This window comes from Pseudomonas sp. GW823-FHT04A03 (genome assembly GCF_058796615.1).
The window spans coordinates 638864-658978 of sequence record NZ_JBXAIV010000001.1; the positions used below are offsets into that span (position 1 = coordinate 638864).

The following is a 20115-nucleotide window of genomic DNA, read 5'->3' on the forward strand; positions in this document are numbered from 1 at the left end:
CCGGCCGTGATGGAAGTCGCCGGATACTGAAGCAAACCGTCGCGCCGCGATTGAGCGGATGTGCTGAGTCAGCGTCCTCAGGTCACCCGGCCTTTTCGCTGCCCGGAAGGATCGACCGCCGCGGCTCTTGATGCCTGCAAAAGGCGAGCGAAGGCTGTTTTGTCGATCGGACGACTCATGAAATAACCCTGCACTTCGTTGCATTGATCCTTGCCCAGGATGTCCAGTTGTTCCTCGGTTTCGACGCCTTCGGCGGTCACGGTCAGCCCCATCGCTTTACCCAGTCCGATGATGGCCTGCACCACCGCCCGATCATTGGCGCCGGTGCTGATGGAAGCAATGAAACGTTTGTCGATCTTGATACCGTCGAACGGGTAGGCACGCAGATAGCCAAGGGAGGAATAACCGGTGCCGAAGTCATCCATGTTCAGCCGCACGCCCAGTTCCTTGAGCGCGTTCATGGTGGTCAACGCGCCGTCCGTGTCGTTGAGCATTACGTTCTCGGTGATTTCCAGCTCCAGCCGGCTGGCCGGGAAGCGAGTGCCGACCAGCACTTCGCGTACATCTTCGACCACATCGCTGATCGCAAACTGCGCAGGTGAGAGGTTGACCGACAGGAGAATGTCCGCCGGCCAGGTCAGTGCCGTTTCACAAGCCTCACGCAGGACCCAGCGGCCCAGGGGAACAATCAGGTCTGTCTGTTCGGCCAGCGGAATGAATAAATCCGGCCCGAGCAACCCTTTGGCAGGATGCTGCCAGCGCACCAGTGCCTCGACCGAAACGATTTCCTTGCCGTCGACCTTGTATCGGGGTTGGTAGTGCAGCACGAACTCATTGTTCGTCAGGGCCCTTCGAAGGTCGTCCTCCATCTGCCGGCGGGTCTGGATCTGATCGCTCATGTGCGCTTCGAAGTAGCACCAGGTGTTCTTGCCTTCGGATTTGGCCTGGTACAGCGCAATGTCCGCGCAACGGATCAGCTCACTGGCGACGTACCCGTGACGCCGGCTCAGGGCGATACCGACACTGGCGCCGATGTGCAATGGTTGCTGTTCGAAGAGGATGGGCTGATGCAGGCTGCCGATCAGGCGTGTGCAGAATCTGTCGATCTCCTGGTGCGTGTCCATGCCGCAGAGCACAACGACGAACTCGTCACCTCCCAGGCGGGCGACGATATCGTGGTCGCGCGTGCACTCGCGCAGTCGGCCGGCAACCTCTTGCAAAACAGCGTCGCCGGCGGGGTGGCCGAGCGAATCGTTGATCGGCTTGAAATTGTCCAGGTCAATCATCAACAGCGACACAGGCGGGGCGTGTTCCTTGAGCAGCAGAGCGTCGTCCAGATAGCGCGACAGTTTGTTGCGGTTGGGCAATCCCGTCAGCGCGTCATGCAAGGACAGATGCTGGATCTGCGCATGGGCGGCGACCTCATCGGTGATGTCGCTGGCCGTGCCGCGATAGCCGACGACTGCCGCTCTTTCCACGATGGGCCTGGCCGAGAGGCGGCAGTGGCGCTGTTGCCCCTCGCGGTCACGGTAGGTGCAGCGCAGGTCGCTGGCGTTGCTCCCGTCATCGAGTTTCTTCAGCCACAGATCCAGCGGCGTGGTGTCGCAGACCAGCAAGTGTCCGATGTGTTTCCCGATCCACTGGGCCTGCGGATAGCCGGTGACTGCACTGAACCGGGCCGACAGATAGGTGATGGACAACGCTTCATCCACTTCCCAGATCCAGTCGGACGCCGCTTCGGCCACCGCCCGGAAACGCTCCTCGCTGGCTTCCAGTGCGCGGTTGGACGCCAGCAGTGCCTGATTCGAGGCCTGCATCGCTTCAAAGCTGGTATCGACATAGCGCGAGGAACGCAACGCATGGCGAAAGAACCAGGCCGTCAGCGCCATCAACACGATCAATGCGGAGCCGAGGGTGGGCAATAACGACCACAGCAGATGCAGGCCCGGTCGTTCAAGATCCGCAATGAGGCTGTATCCGGTGCTGTCCAGCGGGACGCGGGGCTGGCCCGGGTCGATGCTGTCGTCCGGTGCCAGCGTCAGATTGTTCAGCCCGTACCCGCTGCCGATCTTGCGCAACTTGGTGGGTGTCAGTTTGTCGACGAATACCAGCACCGAGGTCTTTTGTGGATCGCCCACCGGACGCTCATCGTTGGGAAGGATCGCCGCTGCGGTGACCAGCGCCGGCCAGTCTTCGAACAATGAATAAGTACTGACGGGCTTGGTCAGGTCGGGCTGACTCTGCACCTGCTCCACCAGACTGTTCGCCGAAAGCTGAAGGAACTGGGGCATTTGCGCATCGAGCATTTGCCCGCGAACGACGGCATATTTGGTGCGTTCCCGGTCCAGCACGAACAGACCGTCATAGCCGTCGCTGGTAAACAGCGTCTTGCCCATGTTCTGCTCGGTGTAGGCCCAGTTCGCGTCGACCGTACCGCTCAAACGTTCATACGCTGTCGTCCAGTAGGCGTAACTGGTGATGTAGTTCTTGGATGCGGTAATCCGGTTTTCCAGCGCCCGGGCCGAATAGAACCGCACGTCGTTGACGTCATCCTCATCCAGTTGAGTGGCAATGCCGAGCAACGCAGCGGTCGCCGCCATTACTCCGGCAATGAACAGCGCGCCCACCGCAATGGCCAGGCGCCGGGTGACAGAGCCCTGCAGGGTGGGTAACGACGTCGCACGGCTGGAGATGTCCATTTGCTCGTCCTTGATCCGGTACTTCTTCAATCTAGATCATCGCCAGCCTCGGGATGTTCAGAAGATGTGCGAAACGTATGTCGAACAGGTCAAAACCCACTCTCGCGCATCAGCACCGCCAGCACATACGTGGCCCCGTCCCCCAGCAGGCTACGGCGTTCTCCCTCGATTTTCAGATGGCCGCGGGTCTCGCGCAGACTCGGCGTGGCCTGGTCCAGCTGGATCAGCACCTGAAACAGTGCAGCCGCCGGGGCCAGCGAATGTTCCTGTGAGGTGGTCTGTACCGGCCCGCCAAACTGCGACGAGAGCATGCGGTGGGACAGCTGACTGGCTCGGGTGCTGCCGACGGCCAGTACCCGGCCGCTGATCGGGGTGACCTGGCCGTCCGGGTAAAAGCGCACGGGATCGCCGACGCTCAGGCGGTGCACCTGATCCTGCGCGACATAGGCGTCGACCTGCCAACTGCGCGGATCAACCAGTATGCCCAGCGGTTCCTGACGGCTGATCCATTGACCGGGTTTCCAGTCAGGATTGACGTCCAGCCACACGCCGGCGAACGGCGTTTGCAGGTTGAGCCGGGCGATTTCCGAGCGGGCCGCCCGGGCTTCTTCGAATTGCACGTTCAGTCGTTCGCGGGTGGCGGCGTCCTCGGCCAGACCGCCGGGGTCGGCAATCAGCCCGGACAAGCGCGCCTCGTAGCTGCGGGCGTTGGCTTCGCTGCTTTGCAGGCGCGAGGCGATGTCCGGCTCATCCAGCACGGCCAGCGTCTGACCGGCTTCTACCGGCCCCGCCGGGTGGATCGATTGCAGCCGCGCCGGGTAGGGCGCGTACACCCGCAATTGATGCTCGGCGCGCGCCACGCCGACGGCGCCGATTTGCGTGCGCCAAGGGATCGCCAGCCCGACCAGAATCAAACCAAGCACGGCATAAAACACAACCTTGCGCAGGCGCGGGATGGCGGCGCGACGGGTCCACCAATGGCCGAGCTCGCGCACCACCGGCAGGGCAATGAACCAGGACAGTTCGACCATGAACAGGATGATCCCCAGCAATTTGAAAAAGAACAGGTAGACCGCCAAGGCGATCCCCAGAAACAGCACCAGCCGATACAGCCAAGTAACGATGGCAAAGGTCACCAGCAACCGCCGCTGGCCGGTCGGGAAAGATTCCGGCCAGTCTTCCTGCAAGCCGAGCAGATTGCGCCGCAGCGTCACCCGCGCCAATGCCGAGGAGCGCTCGTGCAGATTGGGGAAGTCCAGCAGGTCCGAGAGGATGAAGTAGCCATCGAAACGCATGAACGGGCTGGCGTTCAGCGCCAGTGACAACAACCAGCTGGTGGTCGCCAGATACAGCAAGGCATTGCGCAGGGCGCCCGGATCGCACAGCGCCCAGCCCAGGGTCGAGAGCCCGGCCAGGGACAATTCGGTCACGATCCCCGCTGAAGCGATGGCCAGCCGCTGGCGTGAGCGGCTGAGTTTCCAGCTTTCGCCGGTATCGGTGTAGAGCATCGGCCACAACACCACGAATGCAATGCCCATGTGCCCGACGCGCAGGCCAAGCCGTGTGGCCACCAGCGCATGCCCCAGTTCATGCAGGGTTTTGGCGACGATCAAGGCCAGGGCAAAGCTGAACAGGCCTTCGGTGGAAAACGACTCTACGACCGCATGGGTGAAGACGTCCCACTGCTGCAGCACCAGCACGATGCCCAACAGGCTCAACCCAAGTACCAGCAGGCCGGTGATCGGATGAAACAGCCAGCCCAGTGCCCGCGCGAGTCGCTGCAACGGCACTTGCGGGCGCAGCAGCGGAATGCGGAAAAACAGGTAATGGTGCAGCCACCAGTTCCAGCTCAGCCAGGTACTCTCTTCGCTTTTTGCCTGCAAACGCTCCAGCGCGGCAGGGCCGGCCCGCAGCAACTGGTGCTGTTCGAGAAACTGACGAAAATCCAGAACCTGCTCGACATCCGGCTTGAGCGCGGTGCGCTCGGCGATTTGCGCACAGATTTGCCGTGCCGATTGTCCCCAGCGCAGCAGGCATTCGAATTCCAGCCAGCCGATCCGGTAGAAGCGGTTGATGACGGTGTCCTGAATCACCCACGCCGGTTCGCCATCACTGCCATGGGCGGCTTCGCTCAGTCGCAGATCCTCACGCAGCGGCGGCAGGGGCATGTCGGCCGGATCGAGCATTACCAGCCACTCCACGCTCGCAGCGTCGCCAGCGGTCGGCGCAGCAGGTAATAACCGAGCATCACCCGGCCACCGTACAGCTTGGCGGTGCCATGCAAACCGAGGCGGGCGTGTTCCGGGGTGCCGTCGATGCTGGCCAGCAATCGATAGGCGACTACGCCTTCGTCGCTGGGGCGTGCCTGATAACTGGTTTCAAGGATCTTGCCCTTGAGCGGGGCCAGTGGATACGCCGTCAGGAATAGCGTGACTTCTGCGCCTGGCTCGAGCGCAATTGCATCGGCCACCGCCAACTGGATCTGCATGGCCGGCTGCGCGGGGTCGGCCACTTGCAGGATGCGTTCACCGGTCACCACCGGTTTGCCGAGCCAGTCGTTGGGGTCGCTGAACACCGCGACCCCGGCACGGGGCGAAAGCACCACGGTGCGCTTGAGCTGGGCCTGCACGGCCGCCAGTTCCGCTCGGCGCTGTTGCGCGCGGCCGTTGAGCAAGGTGAGCTCGCCTTTGCTTTGCGGGTTGTCGAACGCCCGCTGACTGGCCGCCAACAACTCGGCCTCGGCGACCGCGACTTCCTTGCCAAGCACGTCGGCGCGACTGCGCAGGGTGGTTTCGTCCAGTGAAAACAGCGGCGTGCCTGCTTCGACCGGCTGATTGGGGCGCACTTGAATCTGCGCGATCACGCCATCAATCGGCGAGCTGATGATCTGTGCCTGACGCGAGACGATTTCCGTCGGCGCCAACGCGGTCTGCCGCACCGGAATCAGCAGCAGGGCAGCCAGCACGATCAAGCCGAGAACCAGTTGCCGACGACTGAGCCGCCAGCGACCGAAGCGTTTTTGCCGGGTCAGGGCGGACCAACAGTAAGCCCAGGTCTGTACCAGTCCGCCGAGGTGCTGGCGCAGCACCACGGGCGGTTCCTGTTCGAGCAACAGCAGTAACAGGCCCAGACGCCGGTCGTCGCGGTCATGCAAGGGCACGCACCACACGCCGGTTGGCCACCATTCGCCCCAGCCTTCGCTGATGTCGTCAGGCACGACGGCGGTGTCCTGCGTCACCCAGACCGGGTTGCCATCCGGAAGCTGAGAAGCCACCCAGCGACTGGCCCGTCGCAGCCAGACAAGATAGGGCGAATCTTCACTGGGCCGCGACAGGCCGGACACGCTTAGCAGCTCCAGCGACGAATCGTGCCGGGCGAAAACCAGCGCCTGATGAAATGCCAGCAGCGGGTACCAATCGTTGGCCATGCTGAACGCCAGGGCATTCAGCGAATCGGCGGCCATTGCCTTGTCACGCAGGGCATCGAGTTCCAGCAACAGCTGCGGATGCGGGAGGGAGTGGGGCAGCGGTTCATTCATGGTCATGGCAGAACATCAGGGCTCAGGCGAGCCGTGCCACTCATGCCGGCCATCAGGTCGGGGAATTTCTCATCCAGACGTGCTTCGAGTTCAACCGTCTGTGCCACCGCATCAACCCGCGAGTTGATCGCACTGACATGGGCCGGGTAGGTCTTGCCGGTCTCATGAATGCTCACCTGCAACGGCAGGCCGGGCTTGAGGTTTTTCAGCAGATTGGAGGGCACGTTGAGACGCACCTTCAAGGCACCATCGCTCACCAGATCGAACAGTGGCGTGCCGGCCGTTACGGTCTGGTAGGGCTTGACGTAGACCTTGGCCACACGCCCGGCAAACGGCGCCTGCACCTGGCAGTAGCCACTCTGGGCCACTCCCATGGCGCGGGCACCGTCGGCCTTTTGTACCTCGGTATTGGCCATCGACACCTCGATGTCGCCCACCGCGTTGAGCTGCCGCAGTTGCTTTTTGGCCTCCAGGTTCTGTTTGGCCATGGCCAGCTCTGCGGCCGCGACTTTGCTGCGAGCTTCGGCTTCGTTGCAGTTGAAGCGTGCCAGCAGCTCGGATTTCGCCACGTGTTCGCCGAACCCGATCTTGAGTTCACCCAGCGTCCCGTTCATCTGGCTGGAGAGGGTGGTTTCCAGTTCGGCGGCCAGCAACACGCGAATCGCCGTGGCGCTTTCCACCGGTGCGTCCTCGGCCTGCGCGCCCAAAGTGACCGCCAGCATCAATAACAACCATCGAGAGTCAAGGGCGGGTCTGGACATTCGGCATTCCTTGCTGGGTGACGAGCAGGCGTTGCTGCTCCTGTTCGTTCAACGTGCGCTGGATTTCCCGGGCCAGGGTTTTCACGTCATGTTTTTCGATTTCTTCGGGCAGCACGTCCAGGCCTACCGAGTTGTACAGCCGGCCCCAGGCGGCCTGGGCGCTGGAAAATGCCGCTTCACGCTGATAACGCGAGAGCAGATAACGACCTTCGGCACGGATCACTTCCAGCTCCGAACCCAGTGCACCGGTCCGGGCCGCTGTCGCGTAATCCAGCAGGCTGCGGTCGACCCGCAGACTGTCCTCGGTAAACGCGACTTCCTGGCGCGCCAGTTGATAGCGCAGGGTGCCGACGCGCACTTGCGTGAGGATCGCCATGGACAGCGCCACACGCCGGGTGTCATCGGTTTCGCTCTGGGATTTCTCGGCCGCGTTGAGCGCCGGCAGTTGCAACAGACGCAGCAGGTTCATCGAGACCTGCAGGCCGGTGCCCATCCAATCGTTGTTGTAGAGGTATTTGTTGGAGTCGTACTTGTAGCCGAAATCAACACTGACGTTCGGCCACAGTTGCGCCTTGGCGATGTCCAGGTCTTTCTGGTTGACCCGTTTGCGATACCACTCTTCCATGATTTCCGGACGGTGCTCGAGGGACAGCTGTTCAAGCTGCGCCATGCTCTGGCGTACTTCCGGCAAGACCGGTTCGGCACCGTCGGCGAGGATCATTTTCGAACCCGGCGGCAGTGACATCAGCGCCGCCAGTTCAGCCTGGGCGAATTCCAGGTCCTGGCGGCGCACGGTCAGCAGATAGATCGAGTCGAGCAGGGCGCGTTGATAGGCGAGGATTTCCTGGCGCGGCAACAGCCCGCGGTTCTCCGCTTCCCGGGCCGATGTCAGTGCGGTGTTGGTGCGCATCAGCAATTTGTCGACTTCGGGCATCAGCCGCTGCGCGCCGAGGGCTCGCCAGTAAGCGTTGCGCACATCCTGCAGGACGTTCTGCGCGACTTTGCGCCGACGCTCTTCGGCCATCAGGATCTGATCGGACTTTTGCTGGGTCCGGTAATAGGCCACGCCAAAATCCAGCAAACTCCAGCTGAGGCCCAGACCATACAGCTCGCGATAGCGCTCTTCGGAGGTTGATGGGCGCAAGCTGATCTGACGATCCTCGATGCCGATGGAGGTGCCGCCGGAGTCGTTGTTACGCCCGGCGTACCCGGCCGAGGCCACCAGCCGGGGGAGCATCTCGTGGCTCGACACATCGCGCAGGTCCGACGCCAGCGCGCTTTCCATTAGTTTGAGGCGGTAGTCGAGGTTGTATTTCAGCGCCCGGGCCGCTGCGTCGTAAAAAGTGATCGGCGCGGTGACCGGTTCCTGCCCCGAGTACATCCGCGACTGATCGGCCAGAATGCGCTGGCGGTTTTCTTCGTCGGTGGAGGGCTTGGGCTCCAGGGACGAGCAGGCACTGAGCAACAGTGCGCTGGCGATGGCAGTACCGAGAAACCTGGTCGCGGTTTTAGGCATGTTCAATCCTTTGTATTTTTTTGCGTTCATTCATTCGGTCCGGCCGCCGTCACCACCGCGCTGGGCGGGGTGCAGCCGCTGGGCGGCGTTGCGCAACTGGGCGCTGAAACCTCTCGCAGGGCGCTGTTCCTGATGATTTTCTGCATTGGCCTGACCCTGGGTCATTTGCGCCGGGTCAATGGTGAACAGTGACGGATCGCTGAGCAGCCCATCGGCGCTGAGGCTGGTACGTCCCTGACGCCCGAGAATCCACGCCAGGTCCAGATCGCTTTCGGCACGGCTGGCGCGCACGGCCTGAGACACAAACTGCCCTGGCACTAGGCCGAGCCCGGCACCTTTGGACTCGCTGGAAAACTCGCCGACGCTGGCAATGCGCAGATTCGCGCCGCCCGCGCCCCAGGTCGAGACCTCGAGCAGTTGCGCCTCGCGCTCGACCACCGGGGTGATGAAAATCGCCGGAGTGGGGTCGGGCAGCAGCAGGTTACGGTTGTGCCGGCCCGGATCATCATCGAAGAAGTTGCCTTGCGGCGCGGCGATGAAGGGCGTGGCGATGTCCAGATTGATCACCAGTTCGGCCTGGTCGCTGGCGCCCGCACGGTCATTGATGGTGTAGGTGAAAATGTCGCGCAACACCTGGCCCAGTCCGGCGGCTGCCAGCACCTGCGGGTTGTTCTGGTCGATGGTGTAGGTGTAGCTGCCATCGGCGTTGAGCACCAGAGTCCCGTACAGCCCGGCGATTGGCTGGCCGATGACGCCGAAGGTGCCGTTGCCGGACTCGGCGCCGGTACGGATCGCGACCACGTGCAGCGCATCGTTGCCGTCCACGTCGCTGTCGTTGGGCAGCACGTTGCCGGTGACTTGCGGCGCCGGTGTCTGGTCGGTGGCGATGGCGCTGTCGTTCTGCGCCACCGGTGCGTCGTTGGCGCCCTGGATAACCACGGTCAGGCGCGCATCCGAGGTGGCGCCGGCGGTATCGCGCATGCGGTAGGTGAAGGTCTCGCTGAGGGTTTCACCGGCTGTGCGCAAGGCCTGCACCACCGGATTGCCGTTGTCGATCACGTAGGTGTAGCTGCCGTCAACATTGAGGGTCAGTTGACCGTAAAGGCCGATCAACACCTGACCTGCCGTGCTCGATTGGCCGCTGGCGTTGCTGACGCTCACCACTTGGCGGCTTTCGCCATTGGCCACGCTGTCGACGTCGGTGTCGTTATCCAGCACGTTGCCCGTGGCATTGCTGCCGGGTGTGCCGTTCGCGACACCGCCCGCTTCGACGGCGATGGCGCTGTCGTCTCGCGCCACGGGCGTGTCGTTGCGTCCTTCGATGGTAATGCGCAGCTCGGCGGTGTCGGTTGCCCCCAACTCGTCGCGCAGGGTGTAGCTGAACACGTCGGTGAGGGTCTGGCCACTCAGGCGCAGGGCCTGGACTTCGGGCAGGTTGTTGTCGAGTTCGTAATGCCAGGTGCCGTCGGCGTTCAGCGTCAGATCACCGTAACGACCGCGCAGAACGGTGCCCAACGTACCGGCCGTGCCGTTTTCGCCCAGGCCACCGGTACGCAGCGCCGAGACGGTCAGGGCGTCGCCCTCCAGATCGGTGTCATTGCTGATCACGTTGCCACTCGGGTTGACGCCGGGCTGGTTGTTGTTCAGACCGCCGGCCTCCACCGCAGTGGCAGTGTCAGTGTTGGCCACCGGTGCATCGTTGCGGCCACGGATGATGATGTGGATCTCCGCCAGATCGCTTTGCCCGCCATTGTCGGTGACGCGATAGGTGAAGCGCTCGTTGAGGAACTGCAGCGGGCCGAGCGCCTGAATGGCCGGGTTGCTGGAATCGATGATGTAGGTGTAATTGCCGTCGGATCCGATGATCAATTGGCCATAGAGACCGTTGATCAACGTGCCATTGGTGTTGTCGGTGCCCGGATTGACCGCATCCAGCGCGCCGCCGGCCGCCTCTGTGCCGAAACGGATGCCGGTCACGGTCTTGCCGTCGCCGGCATCGACGTCGGTATCGTTGGGCAGCACGTTGCGGGTCGGGTTGACGCTGTTGCCTGCGCCGTTGTCGGCCACGGCCACCGCAACATCGTTGGTCGCCACCGGCGCATCCCAGGCGCCGTCGACCCGGATGCTCAATTGCGCAACGTCGGTGGCTCCGGCGGTGTCACGCATGCGGTAGGTGAAGGTTTCCACCAGTGATTCGCCGGCTTTCAGGGCCTGGACGGCTGCGAGGTTATTGTTGACCACGTAGCTGTAGCTGCCGTCGGCGTTGATCGTCAGCGTGCCATAGAGCCCGGCGATCGACTGACCGGAGCCCAGCGTCGTGAAGGTGCCACCCGATGCTTCGCTGCCGGTACGCACGTCGGTGACGGTCTTGCTGTCGCCGGCATCGACATCGGTGTCATTGGTCAGCACATTGCCCGTCGGGTTGATGCCCGGTGTGCCATTGAGAGTGCCGCCGGCCTCTACGGCCACCGCGTTATCGTTGGCCGCTCGCGGGTTGTCGTTGGCCCCGCGAACGATGAGGGTCAATGTGGCGCTGCTGGTGGCACCGGCCAGATCACGGATCTGGTAGGTGAAGACGTCCGTCAGGGTATCGCCGTTGGTGCGCAACGCCTGCACCTGCGGGTTGTTGTTATCGACGATGTAGCTGTAACTGCCGTCGGCGTTAAGCGTAAGGGTGCCGAAGGCGCCGGCGAACGCCGTGCCGATCACACCCGTCGAAGCCCCCTGGCGGACGCCGATGACGCTGAGGCTTTCACCGTTGGCATCCACGTCGGTGTCGTTGGCCAGCACATTGCCTGTGGGATTGACGCCCGCCGTGGCGTTGTTGAGTCCACCGGCTTCAATGGCGGTATTGGTGTCATTTTGTGCGACCGGCGTGTCGTTGCTGCCCTGGATGGTGATCGTCAGGGTCGCGGAATCCTGCGCCCCCAAGGCGTCGGCCACGCTGTAGGTGAAGTTGTCCGCCAAGGTGTTGCCGGCTCGCAAGGCTTGAACGGCCGCCATGCTGTTATCCAGTCGATAGCTGTAACTGCCATCGGCGTTGAGGGTCAGCCAGCCATAGGTGCCGCGCAGTTCAGTGCCCAACGTGCCGGCAGTGCCTGTCCCGGCCTCGGTGCCGGTGCGCACGGACGACACGGCGCGGGTCTCGCCGTAATCATGGGCGGGCAGGTCGCCGGGGATTTCGCCACCGTCGACATCGCTGTCGTTGGTCAGCACATTGCCGGTCGGATCGACTCCCGGCTGATTGTTGTTCAAACCTCCGGCCTCGATGGCCGTTGCGCTGTCATCGACCGCAACCGGGTTATCGTTCTGGCCGCGAATCAGCACGATGATTTCGGCGTTGTCGGTTTCCGGTGTCGGCCCCACGCCGTCGCTGATGGTGAAGGTGAAGCGCTCGAGCAACAATTGACTGCCCAGGCGCAAGGCCTGGACATCCGGGTTGTTGTTGTCCAGTGCATAGCTGTAGGTGCCGTCGGGGCGGATGGTGAGCGTGCCGTACAGACCGTTGATCACCGTGCCGCCGGCCGTGACCGCTACCGGCGTGCCGGGATCGCCTTCGCCACCGGCCTTGATGAAGGTCACGGTCAGCGGATCGCCGTCCGGGTCGAAAGCGTTGGCGGTGGCATCGCCGGTCGGATCGAACCCCGGCGTACCGTTGTTCACGCCGCCACGCTCGGTCGCAACGGAAATGACGCTCTGCGCCACGGGCGGATCGTTGACCCCGTGCACGGTGATCACCAGTTGTGCGGTATCGGTCAGCCCGGCGGTGTCGACGATCCGGTAGGTGAAGAACTCGGTCAGCGTCTGGCCGGGCGCCAGTGCCTGAACGGCCGCGTTGGTGCTGTCGACGTCGTAGAAGAACGAACCATCGGCGCCGATGCGCAGCGTGCCATACAAGCCGACCACTACCGTGCCATTGGCCGAAGTGGTGCCTGCGGTGACGCCGCTCAAGCTGTCATTGAGCGGATCGTAAGTGGCTTCGCTCTTGTTGATGACGCCATCGACTTTCAGTTGCTCGCTGGGGCGGTCGACCTGATCGACGTCCTGATCCACGCCGTTACCGCCCGGCTGATCGATGCTGCCCGGACGACTGGGGAACAGGATCACGTTGCCGCTCGGGTTGCTTTCCGTGGCATTGCCGTTGGTGGACGCGGCCTGCGCCTCGGCGGCGTCGTCGCTGGCCACCGGGTTGTCATTGGCGCCCTGAATCGTGATGCGTAACTGCGCCACGTCGTTCAGGCCGCCGGCATCGGTAACCCGATAGCTGAACACTTCGACCAGTTGCTGCCCGGCGCTCAGGCGTTGCACCGTGGTGTTGGTGTTGTTGACCACGTAGCGGTAGGTGCCGTCCGGGTTGATGGTCAGGGTGCCGTAAAGCCCGGCGATCGAGGTGCCGACCGCCACCGGATTGAACGCACCGGGTTGCGATTCCGCCACCGCACGAATACCGGTGACGGTTTTGGTTTCGCCGTTGGCAAGGCTGTCGACGTCGGTGTCGTTGTCCAGCACATTGCCGGTGGCATCGCTGCCCGGAGTGCCATTGAGTACGCCCCCGGCCTCGACCGCCGTGCCTTGATCGTCGACGCCGACCGGGGTGTCATTGGCGCCCTGGATTGTCACGGTCAACGTGGCGGTGGCCGTTGCACCGGCCAGGTCGGTGAGCACGTAATCGAACCTGTCAGTCAGCGTCTGCCCGGCCAGGCGCAAGGCCTGGACCGCCGGATTGTTGTTGTCGACGATGTACTGATACGCACCGTTGCTGCCGACGATCAACCGCCCGTACTGGCCGGTGATCGCCACCACGCCTTGCACGGGCGTCTGGATGCCGGAGCCGTTGCTCGGTCCGACCGAGGCCACGTGCAGCCGGTCGGCATTGGTGGCGATGTCGACATCGCTGTCGTTGGCCAGCAGATTGCCGATCGGATTGACACCCGTCGCCGCATTGTTGGTGCCCCCGGCTTCGACGGCCGTCGCACTGTCGTTGACCGCCACCGGGGTATCGTTGACCGGATCGAGGATGATTTGCAGGGTGTCGGTATCGGTCAGTGAATCGCCGGCAGTGCCAGGCAGGCCATCGCCGTCGGCATCGCCATAGTTGCCCTGATCGTTGCTGATCACGGTCAGGGTATCGGTGCCATTGAAGTTCGGATTGCCCAGATAACGCAGGCTGGCCAGCGCGGTGTTGATGTCCGCCAGGGTGCCGGTCAGGGTCAGGGTGGCGGTATTGGCACCGCCGACTGTGACGCCCGGCACCGTTGCGCCGAGAAACAGCGTGCCGTTGAGCACCTTGAGAATCACGCTGACCGTGCGATCGTTGACGTTCGGGTCGCGATTGGCATCGATATCCGCGACGCTGATGCCGCCGATGTTGAGCACCACGTCTTCCTGACCGTGCTGGGTGCCGGGGAGGGTGTTGACCGGCGCATCGTTCTGCTCGACGTAACCGGCGTTGGCAGCCTGGGTATCGGCATCGCCCAGAGTGACGGTGATCTGGCCGAGAGTGCCACCGTCGCTGTCGATCCGCACCCGCAGATCGCCCACCGGTTGCGGGTAACTGACGAGCCCGGCGGGCACGTCGATGCGGAACACACCGAGCGGCAGCACGCCGAAGTGATACTGGCCGTTGCTGTCGGTGACGGTAGTGAACTGCAGGTTATCGGCAGTGGTTTCGAGCAAGCCGTCGGCACCGGCCCAGGTCAGGGTCACGGTTTGCCCGGCGAGTCCGGCTCCATCGGGCACGGCGCTGCCGGTGGCCGAAGCGGTGTCGTTCCACAGGGTACCGGTGATGACGCCGAGCCCGGCGTTGTCTCGCAGGATGTACTGGTTCGGACCGACGGTGCTGCCGGTCCGCTCGCCATCGATGGCCCCGTCAGTGCCGACGCTGTTGCCGCCCCAACTGGTGAAGTCCTCGGGCAGGCTGCTCCAGGTCAGAGTTGCGTTGCTGCTGGCGATGATCGACGCATTGGGCAGCGTGACCTGATAGACCACCTTGACCTGCGCACCGACATCCAGCTGATCGAAATTGACGCTGATCCCGCCGGCAGCGCTGAAGCTGACACCGGCCGGCAGATTGCCAGGGCCGTAGAGCACGCCATTGATGCTGACGCTGACCAGGCTGTAATTGCTGCCGCCGGCAAAACTGTCGCTGACCTGCGTGTCGAAGGCCGGCAAGCCACCGCTCTGGGTAAAACTCAGCTGGATCGTGGCGGTGCCGGTGGTGCCGGACGGGTTGGGGTTGAACCCCGTGACCTGTTTGTCGAAGTTGCTGAAACCCGGCTCGACGATTTTTTCGAAGACCGTGTCGCTGTTGGCCCGGCCGATGCCGTTGACGATTTCATGGGCACTGGCCCCCAGCAGCGCTCCGGCGGCGTTGCTGGCCTGGTTGGTGACGCGGACGTTGAACTCGATCACCACGCCTTCGAGGTCGCCGTCGGAACCGCCGCCATTGACCACATTGCCGAGGTTGAAAGTGATCACCTGACTGCCATCGGGATTGGTGACGATGGTGAGGCGGCTCGGATCAAACACGCCGTTGGGGCCAAGGCCCAGCAGATCGGCGGTAATCGGCAAGGCCTGCGGGCTGTTTTCGTTGCCGCTGATGTTCAGCGTGCCGCCGACGATCAGGTTGGCATCGGTGGTCAGGCCACCATCGGAGATGAAGCCGATGCGCAAGGCATTCACCAGCGCATCCGGGGAAATGAATTGCAAGCCGTTGGCCAGGGTGATCTGCACCTGGTAGTTGGGGTTGTTGCCTTCGGGCACCAGCACCACCACCCGATAGCGGATGACTTCGCCGATGGTCACGGCCTCTTGCGGGGCGGTGGTCGGTGACGGGGCAGGGCTGTCCGGCAGGCCGCCGACCCGTGAAATCTGGATGGCCTGCGCCACGGGGATCAAGAGCGCCGAGCTGTTGCGGTAGTCATTGAGGGAGCCGCCGTTGATCGGCCCGTCGACACCGGTACGTTCGCCGTTCTGGGTGCCGTCGAGGCTGGTCCATTGCACCACCGCGACGTTGGGAATCGACGACTGTGCTGCAGCCGTTGCGTTGACCACACCCGACAGGCTCAGCACGATGCTGCCGCCCTTGGCGATGTCGATGTTGGCACCGCTGGCGGTGCGCAGCTGGCCGTTGACCAGCTCGAAATCGATGCCGCCGTTGTTGGTGGCGCCGTTCAGGTAAAGCACACCGGTCAGGGTGATATTGCTCAGCTGGGTCGGCAGATTGTCGAAGAAACTGATATCGAAGGCACTGAAGTCGTTGCCGCCATTGCCATTGCTCAGGGTGATGGTGAAGGTCACCGTGTCGCCCTGATCGTAACCGCCGGGCCCCGAGGTCGAGGTCAGATTCTGGGTGACGGTCAGCGTCGGCTCGCGCACGGTCACGGTCGGCTGACCACCAGTCAGGGCGACGTTGCGATCCACCGCGACATTGCCGTTGGGCGTGTCACCGTCAGGATCGCTGAACACCAGTTGCGCGTTGTTCTGCAGGGACTTGCTGGCCTGGTTGGCAATCACGTTGTTGGCCACCAGCTGCAAGCGGATGACGAAGGTGTTGTTGCCGGTCTGGTTGTCGGCGGTTGCGCCGGAGACGCTGAATGTCCAGCGCGCATCCACGCCATCAGCGCCCAATGCACCACCCACCCCGGTGAAACTGCTCACCACGATGCTGCCGGCAAAGTCGGCCCCGAGGGCGCCACTGCCGGCACGGGTGGTGATGATCTGGTAGCCGAGGCCGCCATTGAAGCTGGTGTCCAGGCGCATGCCCGGCGGAATCAGGTCTTCGATCCGCAAGGTCTGCGTGTTGCCTTCGGGCAGGGTGACGACGATGTCGTAGCGCATGCTTTCGCCGATCACCAGATCGCTGCCGGTGGTGTGCGTGGCGCTGGAATCGCCGTTGTCCAGCGTGCCGTCGGCGAAGACCTTGGTGATCGTCGGCGCCGCCACCTGCTGGCTGGCCAGATCGGTGAGGTCGACGGGCGTGAAGTCGCTGCCGCCGTCGACACTGGCGTAATTGCTCAGGGTTGCCGTGCTTTGCAGGCTGCGGCTGGCTTCGATGGTCGAGCTGACCACCACGTCGTAGCTGATCACCACCACGTTGGCGCCGCTGTTATCGGCTGCCGTGCCGCTGCGGCCGGCGAGCAGAGAGGCCTGACCGCCCGCATCAAGGAAGGTGATCTGGTTGCCGGAGACGCTGTAATCGACCCCGAGCACCAACGCCGTGCCGTCGCCGCGATAGATCTGCAGATTGGCCGCCGCCAGGCTGCCGCCGACAAAACTCAGGCCGGAGGGCAGGGTGATGCTGGTTATGACGTCGAAGGCGCCGCCGCCACCGGTATTCTCGATAGCGGTGACCATGCGCAACCGGTCGCCGCCGTCGATGCCGGTGATATTGCCGTCCACCGCCGCCAGATCGGTTACCCGCCCATTGAACGGAGAACCCGTGCTGCCCGGCGGGTTCCAGCTACCGGTGGTGTTGCTGACGGTACCGTTGGAGCCGGACACCACACCATGCTTGATCGACAGCACCGGCTCGGCCACGGAAACAATCGCCACCACATCGGAGGAAATAAGCGTGCGATCAGTGAGGGTGGTTTGCTGGCTCGATTGCGCCAGTACGTCCAGCGAACGCTGGTCGGCGAACGGTTGGTCGCCCACGCGCACAGTAAATCGCACAACGATCCGGCTGCCGGTAGTGGTGGCGGTGACGAAGCTGCCAAAGTCGAAAGTCACCGAGTTACCCGCGCCACTGGTGACGGTCAGCACACCGCCGGCGTTGGTATTGCCCGGGCCGATCTGCCATTGGCCGGGATCGCCGCCGGTTCCCCAGGTCACGCCGGAGACATCGAACAATGGCAGCGGCAGGTAGGCCGTGAGTTTGAACTGCTCGTAGTCGCCAGTAATCAGGTCGTAGCTCAGCTCGAAGGTCACTTCATCCCCGGGCCGCAGCTCGCCGTTGCCCGGCGGAGTGCCGTTATTGACCTCGACCAGTTTGATGTCGACCGTATTGGTCGGTATCACGCTGGTGGTGGTCGAGCCGTCGGTTTCGCTTTGACCGGTCAGGTTGAAGATGTCCTGGAGAATCGTGCCATCCACCACGGCGCTGTTGCCCAGTTCATCGCCTTCATTGATTTCACTGTGCGGATTGCCCGAGGGCGGTTTGTAGCTCTGGCCGACGACTGCCGAGTAGCTGAGCACGGCCAGCACCGCGCCCTGCAGCGTGTCATCGAAGGCCAGGTCGCCGTTGAGCCAGCCCCGGATATTGGAAAACGCATTGCGCAGCGACTGGGCAATGTCGAAGACCATCGACGTGCTGCCATCGGCGTTGGTGACCACGCTGGTCACAAGCGTAATGGTTTGGGCCACGCCATTGAGGGTGACAGTCAGCGTTGGTGTACCGGTCAGGACCTGCCCGTCGCTGAGTTGATCGCGAATCAGCAACTGCCCCTGGTTGAAGAAGTCCTTGCCGAAGGCGAAGTAGTCGGAAATGGCCAGGTTCAGGGTGTACTTGAGCGTGTCGCCGGGGCTGATGCCGGTCTGGCCGATGTCCGTTTGCAGCGTCACCTGCTTGAGCAGGGTGATGGACTTGGCAACAAAATCGGTAGGCCGCCCGGTGCCGGAAAAATCGATGGTCGTATTGGGTGCCACCACGTCACGCGGGTCCAGCGGCGCCCATTGGCCGGAGGCGGTTGGCGCACCGATGTTGATGGTCACGGCATCCCCGGTCACCGGATTGATGATCGGCTGGCCATTGGCGTCGACCTCCGGCACATAGAATGCGACCTGGGTGTTGGTGGCGCCGGACAGGGTGTCGTATTCGACGGTGAAGGCGCTGATGAACACCGTGTCGGAGGCAATCAGCGTGGCGATTTGTGCCGGGTCGGTAACGACGGTGCCGTCCTGCAGGGTGATCGAGGTCAGTCGCCCGCCCGCACCGGGGGTGATCGCGGTGACCTGGACGTTATCCGGTAATGGTTGGGTGACGACGACATGGGTCAGGGTCTGGCCAGGCGCCGGGGTGACCGTCACCGTCAAGGTACGGCCGTAGTTGGGGCCGGTCGCGGTTTCACCTTCGGGCGTGGTCAGCGTCTGGTCGAAGCGGATCACCGTTGGATGCACGACAAACGCGACAGTGCCGGCTTGAATCAGCGCCGGGTCGTTGGTCGGGTTGTCCAGCGCATCGTTGCCGAACTGGAAGCCGCCGCTGGCGCGGATCGTCAGGTCCGGCGTGCCGTTGGAGAACGCGGTGTCGGCCAGATTGCTCAGGCTGGCCGTGACCTGCACGGAAATCGTCGGCTGATCCTTGGAAACACTGGCGAACGGCAGCTCGATCACCACCAGTTGATCACCGGGCTGCATACCGAACGTAGAAGCGCTGATTCGCAGCAGATTGCCACTGGCGTCCTTGGCCAACGGGTGCGTGGCAAAGCCACTGGCATCGAAGACCACGACATGAGTGACCAGGTTCTGCCCCAGATAGCTGGCGGAAATGAAACTCGCGCCATCGTTGCCGTCCTTGCCGCTGGCGGGCATGAACAGGGTCAAAAACGGTGCGTAGCCTTCCTGGCCCGAGGTGTTGGTGAAATCGACATTGAAGGTGAAACGGTCACCCAACAACACATCGCTGCCAGTGGCCGGCAACGTGACGGTCGGGGCCGCGTCGGCCAGCAACCCGTCGAAACTCGCCATGGCGGCGCTGCTGATGGCGATCGCCTTGTCGATGTCGCCGACCCGGGTTTCCAGTGCCCAGTCACCACCGGCCTTGCTGTTGCCGGTGTCATTGCTGGAAGCCGCGACATCGGCGCCGGTCCAGCGGGCCAGTTCGGTGACCAGGGTTTTGCCGGCGCTACCGGCACCGACATCGCAGCCGTAAAGCTGTATGTCGGCGCCCTGGGTCAGGTTGTTTCGCCACTGTTCGAGGGTTTGCCCAAGCTGGTCGATATTGTCGGAAGTGACCGTGCGATTGCCCAGGGTGAACTGGCCGGCCGCACCGTGAGACATGACCTGAATCGAATCGACCTTGCCGAGTTTTGCCAGTGCCGCCGAGATCGCGGCCAGACCGTCTTCACCGTTGTTGACCACAATCGCCGTGACATTGGACGGCAACTGCGCGAGCAGTTGCTCGCGGTTTTCGATGCGGCTGTCGAGTACCAGCAACGTGCGCGCAGCCGAAGGTGCCTGCTCGGTAGCGGGACGACCCTCAACGGGGCTGGCGGGGTGGGGCGCTGCGGCATCGGCAGGTGCGGCGGGATCGGCGTGATGCTGATCGGCGGCGGCAGAGGCGGCAGCGCCGTCGAACAGGATGCGCGGTTCCAGAGCCAGTGACTGGCGATGCGGGCGCAGATGAGCCTTGGACGACTGAGAAATCGGATCTTGCATGTGAACAGCCCTCAAACTGCGTGGTAAATCATTCCGTTGAAACCAGCCCACTTCAGGACACGTTCAGCGTAGGTGCTTTCTGAGGGTTTTCCAGCGCGAAAACCGCTGCCTAGAGGGACGGATTGCCGCACCGAAGCACGGCTTTTAGCCATCATGGAGGAGTGCGAGTGTGAGATTCGTCAGTTATTGCTGCGCGGAACCGGCTGGCGTTTGTTGCCCGAAAGC

Annotated in this window: 6 protein-coding genes; all 6 read right to left on the minus strand. The window is 63.2% G+C overall.

Features of this window, described 5'->3' with window-relative positions:
- Positions 1-77: 77 nt before the first annotated feature.
- The 6 genes from AC1Q9F_RS02705 to AC1Q9F_RS02730 all read right to left on the minus strand — a co-directional run bounded on the left by AC1Q9F_RS02705 (position 78) and on the right by AC1Q9F_RS02730 (position 19890).
- Positions 78-2699 (minus strand): bifunctional diguanylate cyclase/phosphodiesterase, encoded by a 2622-nt coding sequence (locus AC1Q9F_RS02705; RefSeq protein ID WP_492619066.1) that lies wholly within the window; start codon positions 2697-2699, stop codon positions 78-80.
- Between the two features lie 89 nt (positions 2700-2788).
- Positions 2789-4885, minus strand: a complete 2097-nt coding sequence (locus AC1Q9F_RS02710; RefSeq protein ID WP_492619065.1) for a site-2 protease family protein — start codon at positions 4883-4885, stop codon at positions 2789-2791.
- On the minus strand, positions 4885-6243 hold the full coding sequence (locus tag AC1Q9F_RS02715) for an efflux RND transporter periplasmic adaptor subunit (protein WP_492619064.1): 1359 nt from the start codon (positions 6241-6243) through the stop codon (positions 4885-4887). Before AC1Q9F_RS02715 ends, AC1Q9F_RS02710 begins: the two co-directional genes overlap by 1 nt.
- Positions 6240-6998 (minus strand): efflux RND transporter periplasmic adaptor subunit, encoded by a 759-nt coding sequence (locus AC1Q9F_RS02720; RefSeq protein ID WP_492619063.1) that lies wholly within the window; start codon positions 6996-6998, stop codon positions 6240-6242. Before AC1Q9F_RS02720 ends, AC1Q9F_RS02715 begins: the two co-directional genes overlap by 4 nt.
- A complete protein-coding gene (locus AC1Q9F_RS02725) occupies positions 6979-8514 on the minus strand; it encodes a TolC family protein (RefSeq protein WP_492619062.1) in 1536 nt (511 codons plus the stop codon). Before AC1Q9F_RS02725 ends, AC1Q9F_RS02720 begins: the two co-directional genes overlap by 20 nt.
- 30 nt (positions 8515-8544) lie before the next feature.
- Positions 8545-19890: a cadherin-like domain-containing protein gene (locus AC1Q9F_RS02730; protein WP_492619061.1), complete on the minus strand. Its 11346-nt coding sequence runs from the start codon at positions 19888-19890 to the stop codon at positions 8545-8547.
- Between the last annotated feature and the right edge of the window lie 225 nt (positions 19891-20115).